The sequence below is a fragment of the Kitasatospora sp. NPDC004615 genome (assembly GCF_042873545.1).
Taxonomy (GTDB): Bacteria; Actinomycetota; Actinomycetes; order Streptomycetales; family Streptomycetaceae; genus Kitasatospora.
Genome location: NZ_JBIALQ010000008.1, coordinates 90,434 through 111,876 on the forward strand (window position 1 = coordinate 90,434; position 21,443 = coordinate 111,876).

22 protein-coding genes and 1 pseudogene are annotated in these 21,443 nt (G+C 73.3%); 18 read left to right on the forward strand and 5 right to left on the reverse strand.

The features are described from left to right. Positions 1–15: 15 nt before the first annotated feature. The 6 genes and pseudogenes from ACFYS8_RS26555 (at position 16) to ACFYS8_RS26580 (ending at position 4,053) form a co-directional block, all read left to right on the forward strand. Complete coding sequence (locus ACFYS8_RS26555) at positions 16–648, forward strand: RNA polymerase sigma factor (protein WP_387645239.1); 633 nt, start codon at positions 16–18, stop codon at positions 646–648. After that, on the forward strand, positions 645–1,667 hold the full coding sequence (locus ACFYS8_RS26560) for a CU044_5270 family protein (RefSeq protein WP_387645242.1): 1,023 nt from the start codon (positions 645–647) through the stop codon (positions 1,665–1,667). The genes ACFYS8_RS26555 and ACFYS8_RS26560 overlap by 4 nt, the downstream gene beginning before the upstream one ends. A gap of 29 nt (positions 1,668–1,696) precedes the next feature. Further along, positions 1,697–2,158 (forward strand): annotated as a pseudogene (locus ACFYS8_RS26565) (hypothetical protein); the annotation flags it as partial. A 193-nt stretch (positions 2,159–2,351) separates the two neighbouring features. Further along, on the forward strand, positions 2,352–2,942 hold the full coding sequence (locus ACFYS8_RS26570; RefSeq protein WP_387645245.1) for an MFS transporter: 591 nt from the start codon (positions 2,352–2,354) through the stop codon (positions 2,940–2,942). Between the two features lie 38 nt (positions 2,943–2,980). Next, a complete protein-coding gene (gene hemC, locus ACFYS8_RS26575) occupies positions 2,981–3,901 on the forward strand; it encodes a hydroxymethylbilane synthase (RefSeq protein ID WP_387645956.1) in 921 nt (306 codons plus the stop codon). Next, positions 3,898–4,053 (forward strand): SDR family oxidoreductase, encoded by a 156-nt coding sequence (locus tag ACFYS8_RS26580; RefSeq protein WP_387645958.1) that lies wholly within the window; start codon positions 3,898–3,900, stop codon positions 4,051–4,053. The genes hemC and ACFYS8_RS26580 overlap by 4 nt, the downstream gene beginning before the upstream one ends. Before the next feature lie 88 nt (positions 4,054–4,141). Here the strand turns inward: ACFYS8_RS26580 and ACFYS8_RS26585 are convergent, their stop codons facing one another. After that, the gene (locus tag ACFYS8_RS26585; RefSeq protein WP_387645961.1) at positions 4,142–4,999 is read right to left on the reverse strand and encodes an aminoglycoside phosphotransferase family protein; all 858 of its coding nucleotides are present in this window, start codon (positions 4,997–4,999) and stop codon (positions 4,142–4,144) included. A gap of 359 nt (positions 5,000–5,358) precedes the next feature. On the opposite strand from ACFYS8_RS26585, the gene ACFYS8_RS26590 reads away from it, so the two are divergent. From ACFYS8_RS26590 to ACFYS8_RS26605, 4 genes are all read left to right on the forward strand, one after another. Next, positions 5,359–6,738, forward strand: coding sequence for an IPT/TIG domain-containing protein (locus ACFYS8_RS26590; protein ID WP_387645248.1), 1,380 nt, complete (start codon positions 5,359–5,361; stop codon positions 6,736–6,738). 436 nt (positions 6,739–7,174) lie between these two features. Beyond that, on the forward strand, positions 7,175–7,702 hold the full coding sequence (locus tag ACFYS8_RS26595; protein ID WP_387645251.1) for a DUF6879 family protein: 528 nt from the start codon (positions 7,175–7,177) through the stop codon (positions 7,700–7,702). 35 nt (positions 7,703–7,737) lie between these two features. Continuing rightward, positions 7,738–8,586, forward strand: coding sequence for a helix-turn-helix domain-containing protein (locus ACFYS8_RS26600; protein ID WP_387645252.1), 849 nt, complete (start codon positions 7,738–7,740; stop codon positions 8,584–8,586). A gap of 222 nt (positions 8,587–8,808) precedes the next feature. Continuing rightward, positions 8,809–9,942, forward strand: coding sequence for a methyltransferase domain-containing protein (locus tag ACFYS8_RS26605; RefSeq protein WP_387645255.1), 1,134 nt, complete (start codon positions 8,809–8,811; stop codon positions 9,940–9,942). A 16-nt stretch (positions 9,943–9,958) separates the two neighbouring features. Here the strand turns inward: ACFYS8_RS26605 and ACFYS8_RS26610 are convergent, their stop codons facing one another. Continuing rightward, complete coding sequence (locus ACFYS8_RS26610; RefSeq protein WP_387645257.1) at positions 9,959–10,768, reverse strand: UbiA family prenyltransferase; 810 nt, start codon at positions 10,766–10,768, stop codon at positions 9,959–9,961. A gap of 181 nt (positions 10,769–10,949) precedes the next feature. On the opposite strand from ACFYS8_RS26610, the gene ACFYS8_RS26615 reads away from it, so the two are divergent. The 4 genes from ACFYS8_RS26615 to ACFYS8_RS26630 all read left to right on the forward strand — a co-directional run bounded on the left by ACFYS8_RS26615 (position 10,950) and on the right by ACFYS8_RS26630 (position 15,285). Further along, on the forward strand, positions 10,950–12,590 hold the full coding sequence (locus ACFYS8_RS26615) for a serine/threonine-protein kinase (protein ID WP_387645259.1): 1,641 nt from the start codon (positions 10,950–10,952) through the stop codon (positions 12,588–12,590). Between the two features lie 86 nt (positions 12,591–12,676). Then, positions 12,677–13,735 (forward strand): type III polyketide synthase, encoded by a 1,059-nt coding sequence (locus ACFYS8_RS26620; RefSeq protein ID WP_387645262.1) that lies wholly within the window; start codon positions 12,677–12,679, stop codon positions 13,733–13,735. Positions 13,736–13,741: 6 nt separating this feature from the next. Further along, the gene (locus tag ACFYS8_RS26625; RefSeq protein ID WP_387645963.1) at positions 13,742–14,260 is read left to right on the forward strand and encodes an isoprenylcysteine carboxyl methyltransferase family protein; all 519 of its coding nucleotides are present in this window, start codon (positions 13,742–13,744) and stop codon (positions 14,258–14,260) included. Further along, complete coding sequence (locus ACFYS8_RS26630) at positions 14,257–15,285, forward strand: NAD(P)/FAD-dependent oxidoreductase (RefSeq protein WP_387645264.1); 1,029 nt, start codon at positions 14,257–14,259, stop codon at positions 15,283–15,285. The genes ACFYS8_RS26625 and ACFYS8_RS26630 overlap by 4 nt, the downstream gene beginning before the upstream one ends. Here ACFYS8_RS26630 and ACFYS8_RS26635 read toward each other — a convergent pair. Further along, complete coding sequence (locus ACFYS8_RS26635) at positions 15,266–16,591, reverse strand: cytochrome P450 (RefSeq protein WP_387645267.1); 1,326 nt, start codon at positions 16,589–16,591, stop codon at positions 15,266–15,268. The genes ACFYS8_RS26630 and ACFYS8_RS26635 overlap by 20 nt on opposite strands. Before the next feature lie 178 nt (positions 16,592–16,769). Between ACFYS8_RS26635 and ACFYS8_RS26640 the strand changes: the two genes are divergently transcribed. Together ACFYS8_RS26640 and ACFYS8_RS26645 are read left to right on the forward strand one after the other, a co-directional pair. Further along, positions 16,770–17,153 carry a hypothetical protein gene (locus ACFYS8_RS26640; RefSeq protein WP_387645270.1) on the forward strand — a complete coding sequence of 128 codons (384 nt, stop codon included), beginning with the start codon at positions 16,770–16,772 and terminating at the stop codon, positions 17,151–17,153. 102 nt (positions 17,154–17,255) lie between these two features. Further along, on the forward strand, positions 17,256–17,636 hold the full coding sequence (locus tag ACFYS8_RS26645) for a hypothetical protein (protein ID WP_387645272.1): 381 nt from the start codon (positions 17,256–17,258) through the stop codon (positions 17,634–17,636). 6 nt (positions 17,637–17,642) lie between these two features. On the opposite strand, the gene ACFYS8_RS26650 is transcribed toward ACFYS8_RS26645, so the two are convergent. Further along, positions 17,643–18,464: an ABC transporter permease gene (locus ACFYS8_RS26650; protein ID WP_387645275.1), complete on the reverse strand. Its 822-nt coding sequence runs from the start codon at positions 18,462–18,464 to the stop codon at positions 17,643–17,645. Continuing rightward, complete coding sequence (locus ACFYS8_RS26655) at positions 18,461–19,426, reverse strand: ATP-binding cassette domain-containing protein (RefSeq protein ID WP_387645278.1); 966 nt, start codon at positions 19,424–19,426, stop codon at positions 18,461–18,463. Before ACFYS8_RS26655 ends, ACFYS8_RS26650 begins: the two co-directional genes overlap by 4 nt. A 242-nt stretch (positions 19,427–19,668) precedes the next feature. Between ACFYS8_RS26655 and ACFYS8_RS26660 the strand changes: the two genes are divergently transcribed. Further along, entirely contained in the window at positions 19,669–20,877 is a 1,209-nt protein-coding gene (locus ACFYS8_RS26660) for a hypothetical protein (protein WP_387645281.1), read from the forward strand. Between the two features lie 16 nt (positions 20,878–20,893). Beyond that, positions 20,894–21,427, forward strand: coding sequence for a DUF6529 family protein (locus ACFYS8_RS26665; RefSeq protein WP_387645284.1), 534 nt, complete (start codon positions 20,894–20,896; stop codon positions 21,425–21,427). Positions 21,428–21,443 lie beyond the last annotated feature (16 nt).

The following is a 21,443-nucleotide window of genomic DNA, read 5'->3' on the forward strand; positions in this document are numbered from 1 at the left end:
TGTGTGGAGTCCTTCTTGCCCCCTCAGCAGAGCCCGGCCGGTGACCGGCGCGCCTTCGCCCTGCTCTTCGACGAGTACGCCAAGGCCGTATATCTGCATGCGATCAGAGCGACGGGGAACCGGGACCTGGCCGACGACGTGGTGTCCCTGACGTTCCTCGAGGCCTGGCGGCTGCGCGAGAAGCTGCGCGGTGAGGTGCTCAACCCGCGGGCATGGCTGCTGGGGATCGCGACCAACGTACTGCGCAACACCACGCGGGCGGCGCGTCGGCACCGAGCGGCCATGTCCCGGCTGCCTCCGCGCGAGCCGCTGCCGGACTTCGCCGACGAGGTTGTGGGCCGGATCGTCGACGCCGACCTGGCTGCGGCAGCGGTGAGGGCGCTCGGTCAGCTGCGTCGCGGCGAGCGCGAGGTGTTCATGCTCGTGGTGTGGTCAGGCCTCGGCTACGCGGAGGCAGCCCAGGCGCTTGGAGTCCCCGTCGGCACCGTGCGCTCCCGGCTCTCGCGCGCTCGGGACAGGCTCCACAAGATCGTCTCCGCGGAACAGTCATCGGTCCGCGGAAGGCCAGAACCCCAGTCCGCCCGCAAACACCACCTCCATGACAGCCATCTCTCGGTGGGGAGTCACCAAGGAAGGAAGCAGCCGTGATCACCGACTCCGGAGACCGCCACGCGCCGGACGAGCACAGCGAGCGCCGCGACCTCATGCGCCTGCTGCCGCCCCCGACCCACCTGGACATGGGACTCGACCGCCATCGCGCGAGCAAGGAGTTCCTGTTGAACGAGATCGATCGGCACCACCGTCCTTCCACCCCCGCCCCTGGGCGCCGGCGTCGACTCGCCCTGGTGACTGCGGCGGCCGCCGTCGCCGGCGTCGCCGTGGTGATCGCCACGCAGGGCGGCAACGCACCCGCAGAAAAGGCACCGCCGGCCACCGCGGCCTCCGTCCAGCTCCTGGACCAGGTGGCGCAGGTCGCCTTCAGCCGACCCCAGACGCAGGTCCGCGACGACCAGTACAGCTACGTCAAGACGGTCGGACACAGCGTCTCGCTGAGCGAGGGCAGCGGTGGGACGATGCAGCGCGACATCATCACCGAGAACATGGAGCAGTGGATCGCGGTGGACGGCCTGCGGCCCGGCCTCCAACGCGGGACCGGAGGCGACAAGCAGATCCCGGCCCCCCATGGCGGCGCGCTCAACTCCCCCACCTACAAGCTCCTGGCCGGCCTGCCGACCGCCCCCGAGGCACTGCTGAAGCAGATCTACGCCGATGCCGATCTGAACCACGGCTCCGGCAGCGCTTCCACGACCGGTCCCGACCAGGAGGCGTTCGTGACCATCGGCGACCTGCTGCGGTCCTCGGCTGCACCCCCGCAGGTCAGCGCGGCCCTGTACCGGGCCGCGGGACACATTCCGGGAGTGATGACCGTTGACGATGCGGTCGACGCGGCCGGGCGTCACGGCGTGGCCGTGGCCCGCGTGCACGGGGGTGAGCGCAACGAGTGGATCTTCGACAAGCAGAGCCTGCGCCTGCTCGGCGAGCGCACCATCCTGTTGAAGGACGGCCCCTGGGGCAAGGCGGGCGACGAGGTGACCTCGATCGCCATCGTCGCGCGCGGCGTCGCAGACGATCCCGGACAGACACCCACCACGGAATCAAACATCTGACAGAACCTTTGCCGATGACTCACCGACGGATGCAGGTCGGTGAACAGCCCGGCCGGTCCGCCGGCCGCCATCTGCCGAGCACGGCGCAGGATTTCGCCCTCGACGAGCCGGTCGATCCGGGCCTGGTGCGGCGCGATCGCGGCCTGCCAGTAGGCCCGCAGCTCGCTCACCAGCCGGGCCTTCCCGGCCTCCGGGTCCCGGGCCAACTCGGCTACCAGCGACGGCAGTTCGCCGTCCATCCGGGCGAGGTCGCGGCGGACGGCGGCGGGCTCCAGGGCGGCCAGGTCGGCCAGGCCGGGTACTGGACGGCCAGCACCGGGCTGGTGGTGCTGGCCTCGCCGCCCGCGGAACGGACCCGCTGGTTCGCGCTGGTGTCCACGCTGCGCAACACCGGCATGGGCGTGGGCGGTGCGCTGGGCGCGCTGCTGGTGGGCGACGGCGGGGCGGGCGGGCTGCGGCTGCTGGTGGTGCTGAACGCGGCCTCGTATCTGGCGGCGGGCGCGCTGCTGGTGGCGTGGCGGCCGGACGTCCCGGCGGTGCCCGGCGTCCAGCCGGTGCCCGACTCCCCGTCGCCGCCCGGCCCCCCGTCGTCGCCCGCCACGCCGGAACCGCCCGCCGCCCCGGAGCCGCCGTCCGCACAGGGGCGGTTACCGGGCCGTCCTGGCGGACCGGCGGTACCTGCTGATGGTGACGGCGAACCTGTCCTTCGTGCTGGCCTCGATGGCGCTCAGTGTGCTGATCGCCCTGCACGTCACGGAGGCGCTGCACCTGGGCGCCTCGGTGGCCGGTGCGCTGCTGGTGCTCAACGGCCTGCAGGTGGTGGCCACCCAGAGCCCGGTGTCGCGGCTGGTGGAGGGCGTCCGGCCGACCCGGGCGGTGGCCGCCGGCGCGGTGCTGAACGCGTTCGCCTTCGCCGTCTTCGCGCTGCTGCCCGGCGCGCCCGGGTGGGTGGTCGGCGCCGGGCTGATCGCCGCGATGCTGGTGTACAACCTGGCCGAGACGGTCGCCACGCCGGGCCGCGAGGAGTTGAGCGTGGCGCTCGCCCATCCGGCGCGCCGCGGCCGGTACCTGGCGGTCAACCAGCTCTCCTGGAGCATCGGCCAGGCGCTCGCTCCGGGCCTGCTGACCTTGCTGTTCGTCCACGGCCCGGCCTGGCCCTGGCTGTTCCTGCTGGCCGCCTCGCTGGCCGCCGTCCCCGCCCTGCTCCGGCTGGAACGCCCCACTACCACGGTTCCCGACATTCCGTCGGAAAACGGAACGCTCACCAGGGTCTAGCATGCCGTCAGGGTGACGGAGACTAGCGGGAGTTGACGATGGTCGAACTGGTGGTGGGGTCGCGGGCCAGCCAGCTGGCGCGGGCCCAGGTCCGGGAGTTCCTCGCGCCGGTCCGGGAGCGCTTCCCCGGGCTGGTGATCCGCCACCGGATCATCCTGGAGGACGGCGACCTGGACCGGAAGGCCGCGCTGCGGGAGGTGTCGGAGCGCGGCGGCGGCTCGGCGTTCTCCACCAACCAGGTCTCGGCGCTGGTGAACGGCGAGGTGGACGTGATCGTGCACTCACTCAAGGACCTGCCCACCGAGAACCCGGACGGCCTGATCCTGCTCCCGCCGCCGCCCCGCGCGGACGTCCGCGACGCACTGTGCGGATCCCGGCTGACCGCGCTGCCGCCGAGCGCCCGAGTGGGCACCTCCGCCGCCCGACGGATCGCCCAACTCCTGCACGTCCGACCGGACTTGCAGCCCGAGCGGATCCGCGGCAACGTGCCGACCAGGCTCGCCCGGCTGAAGACCCTGGACGCGGTGGTGCTGGCCGCCGCCGGCCTGCGCCGCCTCGGCCGGGCCGAGGAGATCGCCGAACTCCTCCCCGTCGAACTGTTCCCGCCCAGCCCCGGACAGGGTGCGCTCGGCATCCAGGTCCGCGCCGACAACGCCCTGGCCCGCGAACTCCTGGACGGCACCGGCGACTTGGACACCGACGCCGAGGTACGAGCGGAACGCGCGATGCTCGCCGAACTGCACGGCGGCTGCTCCGTCCCGGTCGGCGCGTTCGCCCGCACCGTGGACGGCATCCTCACCCTGCACGGCCAAGTCACCTCGGTGGACGGCACCCGGCAGGTGGAGGCCCGACTGTCCGGCACCCCGGCCGGGCCGGAGAAGCTCGGCATCGCGGTGGCCGGGCTGCTGCTCGACCAGGGCGCCGAAGCGATCCTGGCGGAGGCCCGGGCGTACGCCTGACGACCCGGGACGCGCAGTCCGAATGCCGCCAGCGACGGCCTCGCGCTCGGACAAGCATCGAGATCGCCGCCACCGTCGCCCACCTGGCGAGCCCCGACGCGCGCTACGTCACCGGCGCGGTGATCGCCGTGGACGGCGGGTTCTCCGCCTGACGTCGCTTCCCCGGCCGGCCGCGCAGCGCCTCGACGACCTGGTCGACTGCGCACTGTGCGGCGCGGCCACCTGAGGGTGCTTCTCCGGTCAGCCGCGCAGTGCCTCGGTGATCTGACGGGTGGTCTGGGCGGCGACGCGCGGGTTGGCGGCGGCGTAGTGGGTGTAGGCGTTCAGGCCGGTGGTCAGTGCCCAGCCGCGACCCCTGGTCCAGGTCGCGTCGTCCACGTGGAGTGCGTCGCGGAAGGCGGTCCGGCTCGCGGGCGACAGCAGGGTGAAGGCGATGGTCAGGTCGCAGGCCGGGTCACCGAGGCCGAGGCCGCCGAAGTCGATGACCGCGCTGAGCCGGCCGCCGCTGGTCAGCAAGTTGCCGGTGTGGAAGTCGCCGTGGAGCCAGACCGGCGGCCGCCCCCACGCCGACGCGGCCAGTGCCGCGTCCCACAGCGCCGTCATGGCGGCGCCGTCGAACGCGCCGTCGAGCGCGGCGATGGCGGCCCTGGTGTCCTCGTCCCGCTCGGCCAGCTCCTCACCGCCGCTCTCGGCTCCCCCGTGCGCGCACCCCTGAAGTGCCCTGAGAAACCCGGCCAGTTGGACGGCCGCCCCCGCCGACTCCCCCAGCGCCTCGACGGTGGCCACCTCCCCGTCCAGCCACCGGCTCACCCCCCACGCCCACGGATACCCGAACCCGGGCCGGCCGACGGCCACCGGCACGGGTACCGCCAACGGCAACCGTGGCGCGAGCCTCGGCAGCCACTCCAGTTCCTTCTGCGCCTGCCCCACAGCATCCGCGTGCCGGGGCAGGCGTACGGCCAACTCGCCGCCCAGCCTGAAGATCGCGTGATCCGATCCGGCGGCCTCCAGGGGCCTGAGCGGCAGCCCCGCCCACTGCGGGAACTGCACGTCAACCAGCCGCCTGGCCAGCGCGGCATCGATCAGCACCCGGGCCACCAACAGCAACCCCCAAGCCCGACCCGCTCCGTGCGGCGGGCAGTCGAAGCCATCACATCGCACCCCTGCCGCCCTGTCCATCGAGACCCCTCGAACCTCGCCGAGACCTCCACCACTTGACGATTCATCAGATTGTCGGATCGCGATTTGATGAATGCGCGGTCCGGTTGTGAAAGGTGTGGAAGGATCTCCGTCGGCACTGCGCCCACATCGCCGACGCCCTGGTGTCACCATCGGCGGCCGAGTGCGGCGAGCGCCCACCAACAACTGCCGTTCAGCGGGCGGCCGCGCCCCCGCTCGGCCCCGCCGGACCGGCATCGCCCGTCATGGCGCGGCCCGACCCCTCATGAAGGGTGTTCATGTCCCGTTCCATACTCGCCGCGACGCCCGCCCGGCGCACCGCGGCGCTGCTCGCCACGGCGACCACCACCTTCGGCCTGCTGACCCTGGCCGCACCCGCGCACGCCGACTCCGTCGTGCAGATCAACGGCCCGGCCGCGCCCGTGCCGACGAACACCCCCTACACCCTCACCATCAACCTCCCCAACACCGACCAGCGCACCGGCGCACCGATGGTCAACGTCAAGCTGACCGGTGCCGCCGCCAGCGTGACGAGCGCACTCACCTCGGTCTGGGACTGGTCGTGCAACGTCGAGTCGGGATCGTCCGTCTCGTGCTGGAACCTCGCCGGCATGGGCACCCCGGTGTCGATCACCCTCACCGTCAAGCCGACCGCGGGCGGAACCGTCACCACTACCGCCTCCGCCACCGACACCCGCAACGGTCCGATGGGAAGCGCCACCCTCGACACGCAGGTCGCGGCCCCGGCCCCCGTGGTGAACGGCCTCGAGCCCGGTCACGGCCCGCTGGCCGGCGGCACCACCGTCTCCATCACCGGCAGCCACTTCACCGGGGCGACCGGGGTCTCCTTCGGCTCCACCCCGGCCACCGACTTCACCGTCGACAGCGACAGCCGGATCACCGCCACCGTCCCCGCCGCCGAGCTCCCCGGACCCGTCGCCGTCGTGGTCACCACCCCCGCCGGCACCAGCACCGGCCAGTACACCTACGACCCGGCCCCGGTCGGGACGTACACCTTCACGGAGAACTCCGACCCGAAGTCCGGCTCGGTCGTGCACCCCGGCGACAAGGTGACCTACACCGTGAAGGTAGCCCAGCACGGCGACGGCGCGGTCAAGACCGCCCGGATCCTCGACGACCTGTCGCAGGTGCTGGACGACGCCGACTACAACGGCGACGTCACCGCCGACCTCGGCACCGCCGAGGTCAAGGACGGCAGGCTGCTCTGGACCGGCGACCTCCCGGTCGAAGGCAGCGCGACGATCACCTACTCCGTGACCGTCAACGGCAAGGGCGACCGCAAGCTGTCCACCTCCGCCTTCGCACCGGACGACCCGCGCGGCGACTGCGACAACGAGACGGCCTGCACCACCGACCTCACGGTCAAGGACGCCACCACCCCGTCGCCCACCCCGTCGCCGACACCGACACCCACCGGCGGCAGCGAGACCCCCGGCACCCCCGGCCCGTCGACCTCCTCCACCCCGCCGGCCTCGCCCGACACCCAGACCCCGTCGGCCACCACGTCGTCGCAGACCTCTGGCGTCCTCGCCAGTACCGGCACCACCGTCCTCAGCACCGCCGCGACCGGCGGCGCCCTGCTGCTGATCGGCGGTCTCACCGTCGCCCTCAGCCGCCGCAAGGGCCGCCACAACTGATCCTCCCGAAGCCGGGCCGCGGGGTGGTTGTGACGTCCGGTCACGACCATCCCGCGGCCCGGCGACGTTTGGGCGACGCCGACGTGGGCGCCGTCCACAGTGATACCCAGCACGAAATCCCCCGGCGGCTCTGCCGGTTGGATGAGGGCTCTCCGGTGGGGACCACGCGAAAGTCGAGCAGCCGCACGCCCGCACTCACCGGCAGGATCGAGAACGGCAGCGCCGGGATGCGCTGTCCGGCCTCGACAGCGCTCAGTGCGAACGGGTGGTTCACGCGACGCTTCCCGCTCTCACCCGCGTCTGCGCGCCCTTGACGATCCGTCAGCAACCGGGAACGGTACCGAGTGGGCACCGGGCCACGACATCGGCGTGCCGGACCACGAGGGCGTCGTAAGGATCCCGGTCCGGATGATCCCGTTCTTGAGGAAGGTGTGCGATGAAGCCGAGCGTGCCGGACTTTGGCACCCTGCTGAGGAGTGCTGAGCGCTCCGCGTGCCACCTGGAGATGCGGGACTCCTACATGGAGGACCCGGTGTTCGCCGACTGGCGTGCCGGTCTGCCGGTCGGGCAGCCCGAGGCGTACGACCTGCCCGACGAGTACATCGCCTGGGCCGCCCTGGTTCGGGAGACCGTGGGACGCGGGGTGGCGATGCGCCGGGCAAGGATCGTCTCGGAGCCGGCCAGTGCCTACATCCGCTGGGAGCACGCGATCACCGAGCGGCACAACATCGCGCTCGGCGAGCAGGTCCGCTGGCTGCCCCGGTCGAAGGCGTCCGACCTTGCGCTGCCGGGCAACGACCTGTGGCTGATCGACGACCGTCTGGTCCTGTTTCACTGGTTCACCGGCGCCGGCGAGTGGGCCGGCCACGAAGTGACCGAAGACCCGGCCCTCGTGAAGACGGTGACCACAGCCTTCGAAGCGGTGTGGGAACGGGCCGTCCCGCACTCGCAGTTCGCACTCTGACCCGGCGCTCCGACCACCCGCCAGGCGCCTGCACCATGTCGTCGTCACCGTCGTCCAGCGTCGTCGAGGCCCGCAAGGCGCTCGCCCGCCGCCTGGTCGGTCTGCGTAAGGACGCCGGCCTGACCGGCGACGAGTTGTCCGCACGCTGCGGGTGGCACCCGGCGAAGACCTCCCGGATCCAGAGCGGCAAGTCCGCCCCCTCCGAGGCCGACCTGCGCGCCTGGTGCACCGCCTGCGGCGCCGGTGACCAGGCCCCGGACCTCATCGCCGCCGCCCGTACCGTCGACTCGATGTACACCGAGTGGCGCCGACTGGAGCGCAGCGGGCTGCGCGCCGCCCAGGAGTCCGTCGCCGCGCTATACCGGCGCACCGGCCTGTTCCGTGTCTACGCCAGTCGTGTCATGCCAGGCATGGTGCAGACCCCCGAGTACACCACCGCCGTGCTGCGCTCGATCCAACGTGCCCGTGTCGAGGTCGACGACGTCGACGATGCCGTGAAGGCCCGCCTGGAGCGCCGGCGGATGCTGTTCTCCGGCCGGCACCGGTTCGGTCTGCTCATCGAGGAGTGGGTGCTGCGTGCCACGGTCTGCGATCCCGGGGCAATGGCGGCCCAGCTCCGCCACCTGCTCGCGGTTTCCTCCAGTCCGTTCGTCAGCGTCGGTGTCATCCCTACCGGGGCGGATCGGCCGCACCTGCCGGTCGAGGACTTCTACCTGTTCGACGAGGCCGAGGTGGCTGTCGAGCTGACGTCCGGCTACCTGCGGATCACCCAGTCGCGCGAGGTCGCCGACTACGTGCGTACCTTCGCCGATCTTGCGTCCATGGCCGTCCACGGAGCGGAAGCCCGTCAACTGATCACAGCTGCGATCGCCACGCTCGAGTGACGACGCGCAAGATTGCGCAACTTCGTTGAGGGCACCGCCTGCTGTTCCCTACCGTCGAACCACCGCGCCGGCAAACGACAGCGACGGCAAGGAGGCCGACATGCACATCAACGACACAGGCAGCGGTGGAGGCGACCGCCACCCCGGCACGCCGTGGACACCGCCACCCACCCCTCCGTCCCCCGACGGCGGACCGCCGCCCGGAAACGGGGGACGGCGCAAGTGACGCTCGTCCCCGAGCAGGAGGACCGCCCTTGTGCGGGGCGGTCCTTCCCCGTCTCCTCCGACTGGGCAGCGGCCTTCGACGCCGTCCCGCGCTCTCTGTTCCTGCCCGGCCTGGTCTGGGCCCACGACATGGCCACCGGCACCAACCGCGCCATCGACCGCACCGCCGACGAGGCCGGGTGGCTGGCCGCCGCGATCACCGACATCCCGATCGTCACGCAGTGGGACGACGGACAGCACCGGGGCACCGGGCCGGGTACGGTGCCCACCAGTTCGGCCTCGCAGCCGTCGTTGGTCGCCTCGATGCTCGACCATCTGCAAGTCAAGCCGGGGATGCGGGTGATCGAGCAGGGTACCGGCACCGGTTGGAACGCGGCCCTGCTCGCCCACCGTCTCGGCGACGCCAATGTCACCACGGTCGAGATCGACCCACAGGTCGCCGCCCACGCCCGCACCCGTCTGCACGCCGCCGGTTACCGGCTGCACGCCGTCTGCGGGGACGGCGTGCACGGGCACTCGGACGGCGCTCCGTACGACCGCACCATCGCCACCTACGGCCTGCGCGGCATCCCCCGCGTCTGGATCGAGCAGACCCGGCCCGGCGGGCTGGTCCTCGCACCGTTCGGCACCCACTACTCCAACGCCGACGCGCTGGTCCGCCTCACCGTGCACGCCGACGGCACCGCTTCCGGGCCGTTCCTCCAGCCCGTCGAGTTCATGAAGATGCGTTCCCAGCGCCTGAGTTGGCCCGCGCCCCCGCCGACCGGCGGCACCGTCGCCGAGAGCACCACCGCTCACGCCCTGCCTCCGCACGGCAAGTTCGACCCGTTCCCGTTCGTCGCCGGTCTTCGCCTGCGGGACGTGACCCACGCCGTCCAGACCCACGACGACGGCGCCCGCACCCTGTGGCTGTACTCCCTCACCGCCCCGGCGTGGGCGGCCGCGACCTTCCGCGAGGGCGAGGACGTCCACCACGTCCGCCAGTACGGCGACCGCCGCCTGTGGGACGACCTCGAACAGACCCTCGCCTGGTGGCAGCATGCGGGCGAGCCCGGCGTCGAACGGCTCGGGCTCACCGTCACTCCGACCGGCTGGCACGCCTGGCTCGACGACCCCGACCGCCCGGTCTGAGCCCCGCTGCGCTCCGCTAAAGGCCCTCGTTGAGCAGCAGGAGGGCCAACGCCACCGCCGTCGCCGCGATGACCGACAGGAACGGGAGGCGGCCGCGGGGGGCGAGCAGGGTGGCGAGGGCGGGTGGGGTGGTGATGGCGAGGACGGGCCAGCCGGGGGCGAGGAGGAGGGCGGCGGCGGTTGCGGCGAGGACGGCGGTGAGGGCCGAGGTGCGGGCGCCGGCGCGTTGGGGGAGGCCTCGGATGCCGGCGGCGCGGTCGGCGGCCAAGTCCGGTAGGACGTTGGTGAAGTGGGCGGCGATGCCGAGCAGTGCGCCCGCGCCGAGAACGGGTGCGGCGGGCCAGGGGCGGCCGGGGAGGGCGAGAGTGACGAAGGCGGGAAGGAGGGCGAACGCGACCGCGTACGGCAGCCAGGACCACCAGGTGGCCTTCAGCCGGAGGTTGTACGCCCAGCCGGCGGCCACCGCCAGCAGGTGCACCGTCGCCGCCGCGACCCCGCACGCCGCCGACAGCAGCACGCAGCAGGCGACGGCCCAGCCGGTGGCCGTCACGACCTGATGCACGGGCAGTTCAGAGGCGGCGAGCGGCTTGTCGGTGCGCCCGGCGGCCCCGTCCCGCTGCCGGTCGATCAGGTCGTTGCTCCAGCCGATCGACAGTTGCCCGGCGGCGACCGCGCCGCCGGTGAGCAGCGTCCCGACCAGCCCGCGTCCGGCACCGACGGCCATCGCCACGGCAAGTCCGGTCACGGCCGCGGCCGGTACCGGATGGCAGGCCCGTGCCAGTCCCCCGACCAGCCCCCTGGACACCACCGCTGCCGCGCCGCTCATGCCCGTCAAGCTAGCCGCCGACGGAGCAATGACGTGGGATCACCGCGCCGACCGCGCACCGGGACGAGATGAGGGGGAATGCCAAGAAGGCTGTGGAGTAAAGGAGTTGTTGCGCCGAACACGGCGCGACGCGCATATACTCCCGGTGCCCGTTCACCGGCCGACCAGGGGGAATCCGACGGTGCTGGAGACCGATCTCGCCGTTGACCTGCCAGTCGTGCTGCTGCTGGCACTGGTCACCCGCATGCTGTCCCTGCCGCTGTTGCGGCGCTCCCAGCGCACGCTCCGGGCGCGGGCCGTGGCCACCGTGGTCGGGGCGGCGCCGCCCGGTGTCGGGCCGGTGGTGGGCGAGTTGGTGGTGTGCGCCGTGGTCGCGGCCGCGCTCGAGGTCGGAATGTACCTCGTCCCGAACTCCGGCTTCCTGGTGTTGCGCAGCCCGGCGGCGTTCGCCGACGAGCACCCGCTCGCGATGGCACTCCGAGTGCACAACGGCAGCCCGCGGTTCTGGCTGTGGGGTGTCTCTGCGGTGCTGGTGGGCGCGTTGCTGCTGCTCACCCACCGGGTCGGGCGGGCGCTGCTGACGGTCGGCATGCCGCCCGAGGTGGCCGCGGACGGGCGGTTCCGCCGGCGGGAACGGGTCGTGCTCTGGGTGCTCGCGGTGCTGGCGGTGCTGGTGCTGCCGCTGGGTGTGGTGATCGGTGCGCTGGTGTTCCAGACGGTGGCGCTGATCACCGCCCGCCGTCGCCCGACACCGCCGCCCGCCGCGCCGATCGTCCAACCGTACGGACAGCCGTACGGACAGCCGTACGGACAACCCTTCGCCCAGCCGCCCGTCCCGCCTGCCATGGCGTTCACAGCCCCGGCGACAGCCATCGCCGCCCCGCCGCCCCCGACTCCCCCGGCGCAGGCCCCGGCGCCCGCCCAGGTGCCGCACCAGCCGTTGAGCGGCCACGAGCCGCGCAGCATCGGCGGGTACCAGTTGCTCGGCCGGATCGGGGCCGGCGGCATGGGGACGGTGTACCTGGCGCGGCGCGAGGGCGCGGCCACTCAGGTCGCGTTGAAGACGATCAACCTCGAACTGCTGGACGATCCGGACCTGTTGCGCCGGTTCCAGCGGGAGTCCGAGGTGCTGGCGATGGTGCCGGGGGCGTACACGGCGCGGGTGCTGGACACGGGGGTGGACGCGGGGCGTCCGTTCCTCGCGATGGAGTTGCTGGACGGGCGGCCGCTCGACGCCCACCTGCGGGAGAACGGTCCGGTGCGTTCGCCGGAGGCGCTGCGCGCGCTCGGCCTGGCGTTGGCGGTGGCGCTGTCGGGCGTTCACCGGCTCGGCCTGGTGCACCGCGACCTCAAGCCGGCGAACATCATGCTGACCTCGGCGGGGCCCCGGCTGCTCGACTTCGGTATCGCGGCACTGGTGGACGGCACCCGGCTGACCATGACGGGCGCGGGGCCGGGCACGCTGACGTACATGGCTCCGGAGCAGTTCGGCGACGAACGCGTGGGTACGGCCGCCGACATCTGGGCGTGGGCGTGCTGCGTGGTGTGCGCCGCCCACGGGGCCAGTCCATTCGCGGCGACCAGTACCGGCGGGGTGATCCGCCGCATCATCGACACCGGCCCGGACCAGGCCGCCCTCGCCGCCGTCCGCGCCCTGGACCCGGCGCTCGCCGCGGTGGTCGCGCGTGCTCTCACCCCCGACCCGGCCGCCCGCCCGGCCGACGGCACCGCGCTGCTCGCGCTGCTGGCGTCCCCGCAACCGGACGGCACCACGGACGTCCGCGACGAGATCACCCGCGGCTGGAGCACGCTCCGCCTCTGACAACCGAGGTCTCCGACCACCCGCAGGACGCGCCCGGCGTGCGGGATTTGCCCGGTTCGGGTGGGTTCGGTCCCTATCCTGGGTCGGTGACGCGGATCGCGGGAGTGAGCGGGGTCCTTCCGCCCCATCGGTACCGGCAGGGCGAGTTGGGCGCTGGGCTGGCGGCGCTTCGGGGTGGGACGGGGGACGAACTGGCGCTGGCGGAGCGGTTCTTCGCGGGGGCGGGGGTGGAGTTCCGGCACCTGATGTTCCCGTTGGAGCGGTACGGCGAGTTCGACGGGTTCGGGCAGGCCAATGATGCCTGGCTGGAGGCTGCATCCGAACTCGCCCACAGATCAGCCGAGTTGGCACTGAGATCGGCCGGGATGGACGCGGAGCAGGTCGACGTGGTGGTCTCCACCACCGTCACCGGAATCGCCGTTCCCTCGCTGGAGGCGCGGATCGCGTCCCGGCTCGGTCTGCGCCAGGACGTGCGGCGGGTACCGCTGTTCGGCCTGGGGTGCGCCGGCGGGGCGGGCGGGTTGGCCGTGGTGGACGAGGTGCTGGCGGGGCGGCCGGGCGGGGTGGCACTGTTGCTGGCCACCGAGTTGTGCTCGCTGACGCTGCAACGGACGGACGTCTCGCCGCCGAACCTGCTGGCCACCGCGCTGTTCGGGGACGGCGCGGGTGCGCTGCTCGCGGTCGGCGAGGAGCACCCGGCGGCAGGCGGTGGGCCGACGGTGGTGGCGACCCGGAGCCGGCTGTACCCGGGGACGGAGCGGCTGCTCGGCTGGCAGGTCGGCGCCTCCGGGTTCGGGATCCTGCTGGGGCCCGACCTGCCGGAGCTGGTGCGGCTGCACGTCGGCGAGGAGGTGGCGTCCTTCCTGGCCGCGCACGACTTGAAGCCGGGGGACGTGGGCAGTTGGGTGTGCCATCCGGGCGGGCCCCGGGTGCTGGACGTGCTGGGTGAGGAACTCTGCCTGCCGGATGCCGCGTTGGCGCCGAGCCGGGAGTCACTGGCGCGCTGCGGCAACCTGTCCTCGGCGTCGGTGCTGCACATTCTGCGCGACGTGATCGACCAAGGCCCGCCGCCACCGGGCTCGTTCGGGTTGATGCTGGCGCTCGGCCCTGGCTTCTCCTCCGAACTCGTCCTGCTGCGCTGGTAGTTGATGATGATCGCCTACACCGTGCTGGTCGCGCTGGTCGCCGTGGAGCGGCTGGCGGAGCTGCTGGTCGCCCGCCGGAACGCCGCCTGGAGCCTGGCCCGGGGCGGGGTGGAGTACGGGCGGCGGCACTATCCGTCGATGGTGGCCCTGCACACGGGGCTACTGGTGGGCTGTCTGCTGGAAGTCCGCTGGGTGGGACGGCCGTTCCTGCCGGTGCTGGGGTGGCCGATGCTGGCGCTGGCACTCGGCGCACAAGGGCTGCGCTGGTGGTGCATCGCGACGCTCGGGCCGCGCTGGAACACCCGGGTGATCGTGGTGCCGGGCCTGCAACTGGTCACCGGCGGGCCGTACCGGTGGCTGCGGCACCCCAACTACCTGGCGGTGGTGGTGGAAGGCTTCGCACTGCCGCTGGTGCACACGGCGTGGCTGACGGCGCTGACGTTCACCGTGCTCAACTCCCTCCTGCTGGCCACCCGTTTGCGCTGCGAGGACGCCGCGCTGACGCTCTGCCGGGCCGCCGCGTGATCGACCTGCTGGTGATCGGCGGCGGCCCGGCCGGGCTGGCCACCGCGATCCACGCCGCCCGCGCCGGGCTGTCCACCACTGTGCTGGAGCCGCGTCCGACGCCGGTCGACAAGGCCTGCGGCGAGGGCCTGATGCCGGGCGCCGTACGGGCGTTGGCTCGGCTCGGCGTCACCGTCGAGGGGCATCCGTTCCACGGCATCCGCTACCTGGAGGCCGACGGCCCGCACACCGCCGAGGCCCGCTTCCGCACCGGCCACGGCCTGGGCGTACGCCGCACCGTGCTGCACGCCGCCCTCGCGGACCGCGCGGACCGGCTGGGCGTCCGACGCGCCACCGGCCGCGCGGAGAATCTGCAAGTCACCGAACAGGCCGTGACGGTGGGCGACTTGACCGCCGGACACGTGGTCGCCGCCGACGGCCTGCACTCCCCCGTCCGCCGCGCGCTCGGCCTGCACCGGCCGGCCGATCCCCGCCGGCCGGCGCGGTACGGGCAGCGGCGCCACTTCGCGGTGCGGCCGTGGAGCGACCTGGTGGAGGTGTACTGGTCGCGGCACGCGGAGGCGTACGTCACTCCGGTGTCCGACCGGGCGGTCGGGGTGGCGATCCTGGGCTCGCAGCGCCTTCCGTTCGACCATCAACTCGCCGCTTTCCCCGCCCTGTTGAAGCGCCTGGCCGGAGCGGAGGCGGGCCCGGTCCGGGGCGCGGGGCCGCTGCGCCAGCACGCGGCGGCGCGGGTGCACGGGCGGGTGCTGCTGGTCGGGGACGCCGCCGGGTACCTGGACGCCCTCACCGGCGAGGGCATCGCGATCGCCCTGGCCTCCGCCGAGGCCGCCGTCCACTGCCTGACCACCGACCACCCGGCCGGGTACGAACGCGCCTGGCACCGCGCCACCCGACCCTACCGACTGCTCACCACCGCCCTGCTGGCCGCCCGGGACCACCCGCTGACCGGCCCCCGGATCGTCCAACTGTCCGCCGCGGCACCGCCGTTGTTCCGCGCCGCCGTCAACTCGCTGGCCCGCTGAGCCGCTCCGTCAGCCGCATCGGCTGCGGCCCGGGCGAGAGCACCAGCCGGGGCAGTGGCCGCACCGGTCCGGCGACGGCCGGGCGTAGTTGCCAGCGGCCGGCGATGGTGGCCAGCGCGAGGGTGGCTTCGACGGTGCCGAAGCGGTCGCCGGGGCAGCGGGCGGCCCCGAGGCCGAACGGCAGGTAGGCGTCCCGGTGGACGGCGCCGGGGGCGAACCGGTCGGGGTCGAAGCGGGTGGGGTCGGGGAACAGTTCGGGGCGGCGCTGGAGCAGGTAGAGGCAGCAGATCACCAGCGCACCGGCGGGCAGTCGGACGCCGCCGAGTTCGAGCGGGCGGGTGGTGGTGCGGCTGATCGCCCAGGCGGGCGGGTAGAGCCGCAGCGCCTCGCTCACCACCTGCGCGGTGTACGGGAGTTGGGCGAGGTGCTGCCAGCGGGCGGGGGCGCCGGCCGGTCCGGCGTCCAGCTCGGCGTGCAACTTCCGTTCCACCTCGGGGTGTTCGGCGATCAGGCGGAGCGACCAGGCCAGCGCGGAGGAGGTGGTCTCGGCCCCGGCCAGCACCAAGGTGGCGACCTGGTCGGCGAGTTCGCGTTCCCCCAGCGGCCGGCCGTTCTCGTCGCGGGCGGCCAGCAGCAGCGACAGCACGTCGCCGTGGTCGGTGCCGCGGGCCCGGTAGTCGGCGATGATGGCGGCCACTCCGGCGTGCCAGGTGCGCAGCGCCCGGCGGTACTCGCGGCGGGCGGGGGTGGGCAGCAGGTCGGCGGCGGGCAGTACGACGCGCAGGTAGAGGCCGCGCAGAAGTACGTCCAGGGCGTGGCGCAGCTGTTCGGCGGCATCAGTGGCCAGGCCGGCCGAGAACAGGGTGCGGACGGCGACGGCGGTGGTGAGGGTGAATGCCTCGCGGGTGACGTCGATGGTCCGCCCGGCCTGCCAACGGGCGGTGAGAGCAGCCACTTCGGCGGTCATCACCTCGGCGTAGCGCGGCAACAGGGCGCGCTGGAAGGCGGGTTGAACGATGCGGCGGAGCCGCTGGTGGTCGGAGTGCGGGCAGGAGGCGAGGCCGTTGCCGAGGAAGGTGCGGATCTTCGCGTAGAGCGGCCCGGTGCGGTCGAAGTCGGCCCGGTCGGTGAGCACTTGCCGGATCAACTCCGGTGCGCCGACCATGTGCAGCTCGCGCGGACCGACCCGGACGCGGACCACTTCGCCGTACCCGGGCAGGGTGTCGAGGAAGGCGAGCGGGCGGCTGATCATGGCCGGCAGATGGCCCAGCAGCGGGAGGCCGCCGGGGACGGTGGCGGGGTGCATGGGCCCTCGATTCGGTGACGGGACGCGGATGGCACACGCGAGCGCCACGATACGTCACCACGCGCGCACAATGTGCAACAATCGTGCCGCATCCGGGTGGTGATGATGCGTCAGGCGCGGCCGTCGCCTCCGGCCCGGCGGCCGGCCCGGCCCCGGTCCACCGACAGACGGGACGACCGTGCCCTCAAATCCCGCACCGACGGATGCCCGCACCGCCGAACTGCCCGTCCCGCAGCCGCCATTGCTGCGGCGCCTCGTCGCCACGGTGCACGTGGATCCGGCCGGGCGGGTGCTGCTGTACCGGCGCACGGCCGAGGCGCCGCACTACCCCGGGCACTACGACCTGCTGATGCAACGGAGGCCACCGGAAGGGCAGTTGCTGGCCGGCGGTGGCTTCCTGGTGGTGCGCCGGGTGCTGACCGACCGCCCGCCGATGCCGGGCCCGGACGACGCCGAGATCGACTGGTGCGGCTTCGTCCCGCCCGCCGAACTGCTGGCCGGCCACCGCCTGCCGCTGGTGCCGGACGGGGTGCCCGTCCTGCGCCGGCTGATCACGGTCTGAACCGCCGCCGCGGGCGCGCTCCGCGACCGTCCGCCCACGCTCCGCACAAGCCAGCTGACCTGCGCCGATGCCGGTCCGTCCAGGGCGCGCGACACTGGGGGTATGAGCCAGTCCGGAGACATATTCCACCCGCCGGTCGTGGTCCGCCCACCGACCCGCGGGGCGCGACCGTACCGGCGGGTGGAGATCTACGGGCGGACGGTGGGGCGGGCCACCTCGGCCGAGGACGTGGCGGAGTTCATCCGCCGCGCGGGCGTGGACGAACCCGACCTGGACGACCCCGAGCTGGTCGCCTGGCGCGGCGGCGACCACACCGTGTGGTCCCAACCCGAACAGCCCGCACAGCCCGAGCAGCCCTCACAGCCCTCACAGCCCGAGCGGCCCGAGCGGCCCGAGCGGCCCGAGCAGGCACAACAGGCGCAACAGCCCGAACCGCCCGAGCCTCCGCAGAAGCCCGAGCGGCCCGAGGACGCGCCGTCCTAGCCGGGTTCATACCGCCCTGCGGTAGAGCCAGACCCCGAGCGGCGCGAACGCCGCGACGATGCCGACGTCCCAGGCGAGCGCCTGCCAGACCTGCGAGCCGACCGGCGTGCCGAGCATCAGTGCGCGGACCGCATTGGCGGTGATGGTCACGGGCTGGTGGTTGGCGAACACCTGGAGCCACCCGGGCATGGTCACGGTCGGCACGAACGCGGAGGACGCGAACACCAGTGGTGCCAGCACCGGGAAGGCGGCAGCGGTCGCGGTCTCCGGGTCGCCGACGGCCAGGCCGACCACGGCGAACACCCAGGACATCGCGAAGCCGAACGCCACCACCAGCAGCGCCCCGGCCAGGAATCCCCAGGCGTTGCTGTGCACCCGGAAGCCGACCAGGAAGCCGACGCCGCTGATCAGCGCCACCACGAACACGTTCCGGACCAGGTCGGCGGCCGTCCGCCCGGAGAGCACCGCGGAGCGGGCCATCGGCAGCGACCTGAACCGCTCCATCAGGCCGGTCTGCAGGTCGGTGGCCAGGCCGATCGCGGTGTTGACCGCGCCGAAGACGACCACCTGCACGAACACGCCCGGCATCAGGTAGTCGACGTAGCTCACCCCGTGCAGGGCCGCGCCGACCACCCCGCCGAACACGTAGCGGAACATCAGCACGAACACGACCGGCTGCACGGTGGAGAAGATCAGCAGCCGGGGCACCCGTCTCAGCGCGATCAGGTTGCGTCCGCATACGGCCAGGCCGTCCCGGACGGGGGCCAGCAGGCGGTCGGACAGGCCGGGCGTGGGGGCGAGGTCGATGGCTGGGGCGGCAGCGGTCATGACGTGCCTCCGGAGGTGCGGTGGCCGGTGAGAGCGAGGTAGACGTCGTCGAGGCTGGATTCGCGGACGGCGATGGTGTGGGGGGTGAGCTGTTCGGCCTCCAGCGCGTGCAGGACGTCCGTCAGCAGCAGCGACCCGTCCGGGCTGGGCAGGCGCAGCAGGGCGCCCTCGCGCTCGGGGGCGCGTTCGAGGCGGTCGGCGAGCAGGGCGGCGGCGCGGACGGCGCGCGGGTCCTCGCCCATGCCGAGTTCGAGCACGGTGGTGCCGAGGCGGGTCTTGAGGGCGTGCGGGCTGTCGTCGGCGACCACCCGGCCCTCGGCGAGGACGGCGATGCGCTGGGCGAGCCGGTCGGCCTCCTCCAGGTACTGGGTGGTGAGCAGGACGGTGGTGCCTCCGGCGACGAGTTCCCGGATCAGCTCCCACAGGGCGGTGCGGCTCTGCGGGTCGAGTCCGGTGGTGGGTTCGTCGAGGAACAGCACGGGTGGTTCGGGGACCAGCGCGGCGGCCACGTCGAGCCGGCGGCGCATGCCGCCGGAGAAGGTGCGGACGGGCCGGTCGGCGGCCTGGGTGAGATCGAATTGGGCCAGCAGGTCGGCGGCGCGCGGGGACCTTCGGTGGCGCGGCAGCTGGGTGAGCCTGCCGATCAGGCGGAGGTTCTCACGGGCCGTCAGGTTGGGGTCGACGGCGGCGTACTGGCCGGCCAGGCCGATCAGTCGGCGCACGGCGCCCGGGTGGGCGACCACGTCGGTGCCGAGCACTTCGGCGCGGCCGCTGGTGGGTCGGATGATGGTGGTGAGGATCCGGATGGCGGTGGTCTTGCCCGCCCCGTTCGGCCCGAGCAGTCCGAACACGCTGCCGGGTGGCACCTCGAAGTCGACGTCGTCGAGTGCGACGAGGTCTCCGAAGCGCTTGCCGAGCCCTTGGACCCGGATCGCGGGTGTGGTGCTGTTTTGGGTGGTCATGGGCGCCCCCTCGGGCGAGGTCGTACCTCTCCAGTGTCCGCCCGTCCGGGTGGGGCGCGCAGGACGGCCGTTCGACGGTCGGGGCTGACGGGCCGCCAGCCGCGGCGGGTGGGCCGTCCAGGGCAATGGGGTACCTCCTGGTGCGGACCGGGCCCGCTCTGGAGTGGCCGGGTGGCCGGTGGCGGGGGTGGATGGTGACCAGCCCCCGCAGACCAGCCCCCGCTCCGTCGCCAGGAGTCGTGATGCCCCGTTCCCGTTGTCTCGCCGCCGCCGCGGTGCTGTCCATGTCCGTGCTCGCGGCCGCGGGCTGCGGGGCGGATCTCGCCCCGAGTGCCCCACCGGCCGGATCCGGGTCCCCGGTACCGGCGCCTGCCGCCGAGGAGAATCCGTCGGGGTCGGCGTTCGCGACCTCGGCGGGCACCCGGGTGGCGCTGGCGAGCGTGGGCAGCCTCGGCCCGATCCTGGTGGACGCGCAGGGCCGCACGCTGTACCTGTACGGCGCGGACACCTCGGTGCACGGCACCTGCGTGGCCGAGTGCGCGAAGTCCTGGCCGCCGGTGACCACGCCGGGCTTCCCGATGGCCGACCCGGGCGTGGACGACGGGCTGCTGGGCGCGGCGGCGCTCCCGGACGGGTCGGCGCAGGTGCTGTACAAGGGCCACCCGCTGTACCGGTACACGGGCGACCACGGGCCGGGCGAGGCCACCGGGCACACCGTGGCGGACCCGCGCGGCAAGTTCTACGCGGTGACCTCGCTGGGCGACCCGGTTGGCGTGGACGTCTCGACGCTGCACGGGGCCGGGACCGTGCCATCGGGGGCGGCGACGGCGAGCGCGGGCGCCACGGCGAGCGCGGGCGCCACGGCGAGCGCGGGCGCCACGGCGAGCGCGGGGGCCACGGCGAGCGCGGGGGCCACGGCGACTGCCGATCCCACCGCCGGGGCGACCGCGGGTGCGACCGCCGAACCCACCGCCGGGGCCACCGCCACGGTGGCGCCCGCCAACCCCGCGGACCCCTACGTGCCCGTCGAGCCGTCCGCGCCCGCCGCGGTGGAGCCGCCCGACACCTCCGGAGCCGGAACCGGCACGGGAAGCGGTGCAGGAACCGGAACGGACGACACGGGAACCGGCTCAGGAACCGACACCGGAACCGGCACGGGAAGCAGTTCAGGAAGCAGTTCAGGAAGCGGCGCGGGAAGCAGCTCGGGAAGCAGCTCGGAAAGCAGCGCGGGAAGCAGCTCAGAAAGCGGCGTGGGAAGCAGCGCGGGAAGCAGCTCGGAAAGCGGCGTGGGAAGCAGCTCAGAAAGCAGCTCAGGGAGCGGCGCGGGAAGCAGCTCGGAAAGCAGCTCAGAAAGCAGCTCAGAAAGCAGCTCAGGAACCGGCTCAGGACCCGGCGCGAACACCGACGGCGGCACCAGCAGCGGCACCGACAACAGCACCCAGGACAACTGAGGTGCCGCGCCCGACCATGTCCAGGCAGACCGCCCTGACCGCCCTGGCGGTGCTCGCGCCGCTCGTGGTCGTGGCGGGCCTGCTGTGGTTCGGGCGGGCGCACACGCCCGACCCGGGTCGCAGCCTGTTCGGGCAGTCCGGCGAGGACGCGCTGCGGCTGAAGTCGCGGCTCGGTACGGCGCTGCTCGGTGTGGCGCTGGTGCAGGTGCTGCTGGCGCTGTGGATGTACCGGGGCGGCGTCCGGGCGGACCGGGTGCGGCTCTGGCACCGGGTGGGCGGGGTGGTGGCGTTCGTGCTGTCGGTGCCGATCGCGCAGCACTGTCTGCTGGCGTACGGGGTGCGGTTCACGGACGCGCGGGTGGGGGTGCACTCGATGGCGGGGTGCTTCCTGTACGGGGCGTTCGCGGCGAAGGTGCTGCTGGTGCAGCACGGGAAGCTGCCGGGCTGGGCGCTGCCGGTGGCGGGTGGGGCGCTGTTCTGTGCGATCGGGCTGCTGTGGTGGACGGCGGCGCTGTGGTTCCTGAACGGATTTGCCACACCTGGTTTCTGACGCTGCGTCAGATGCT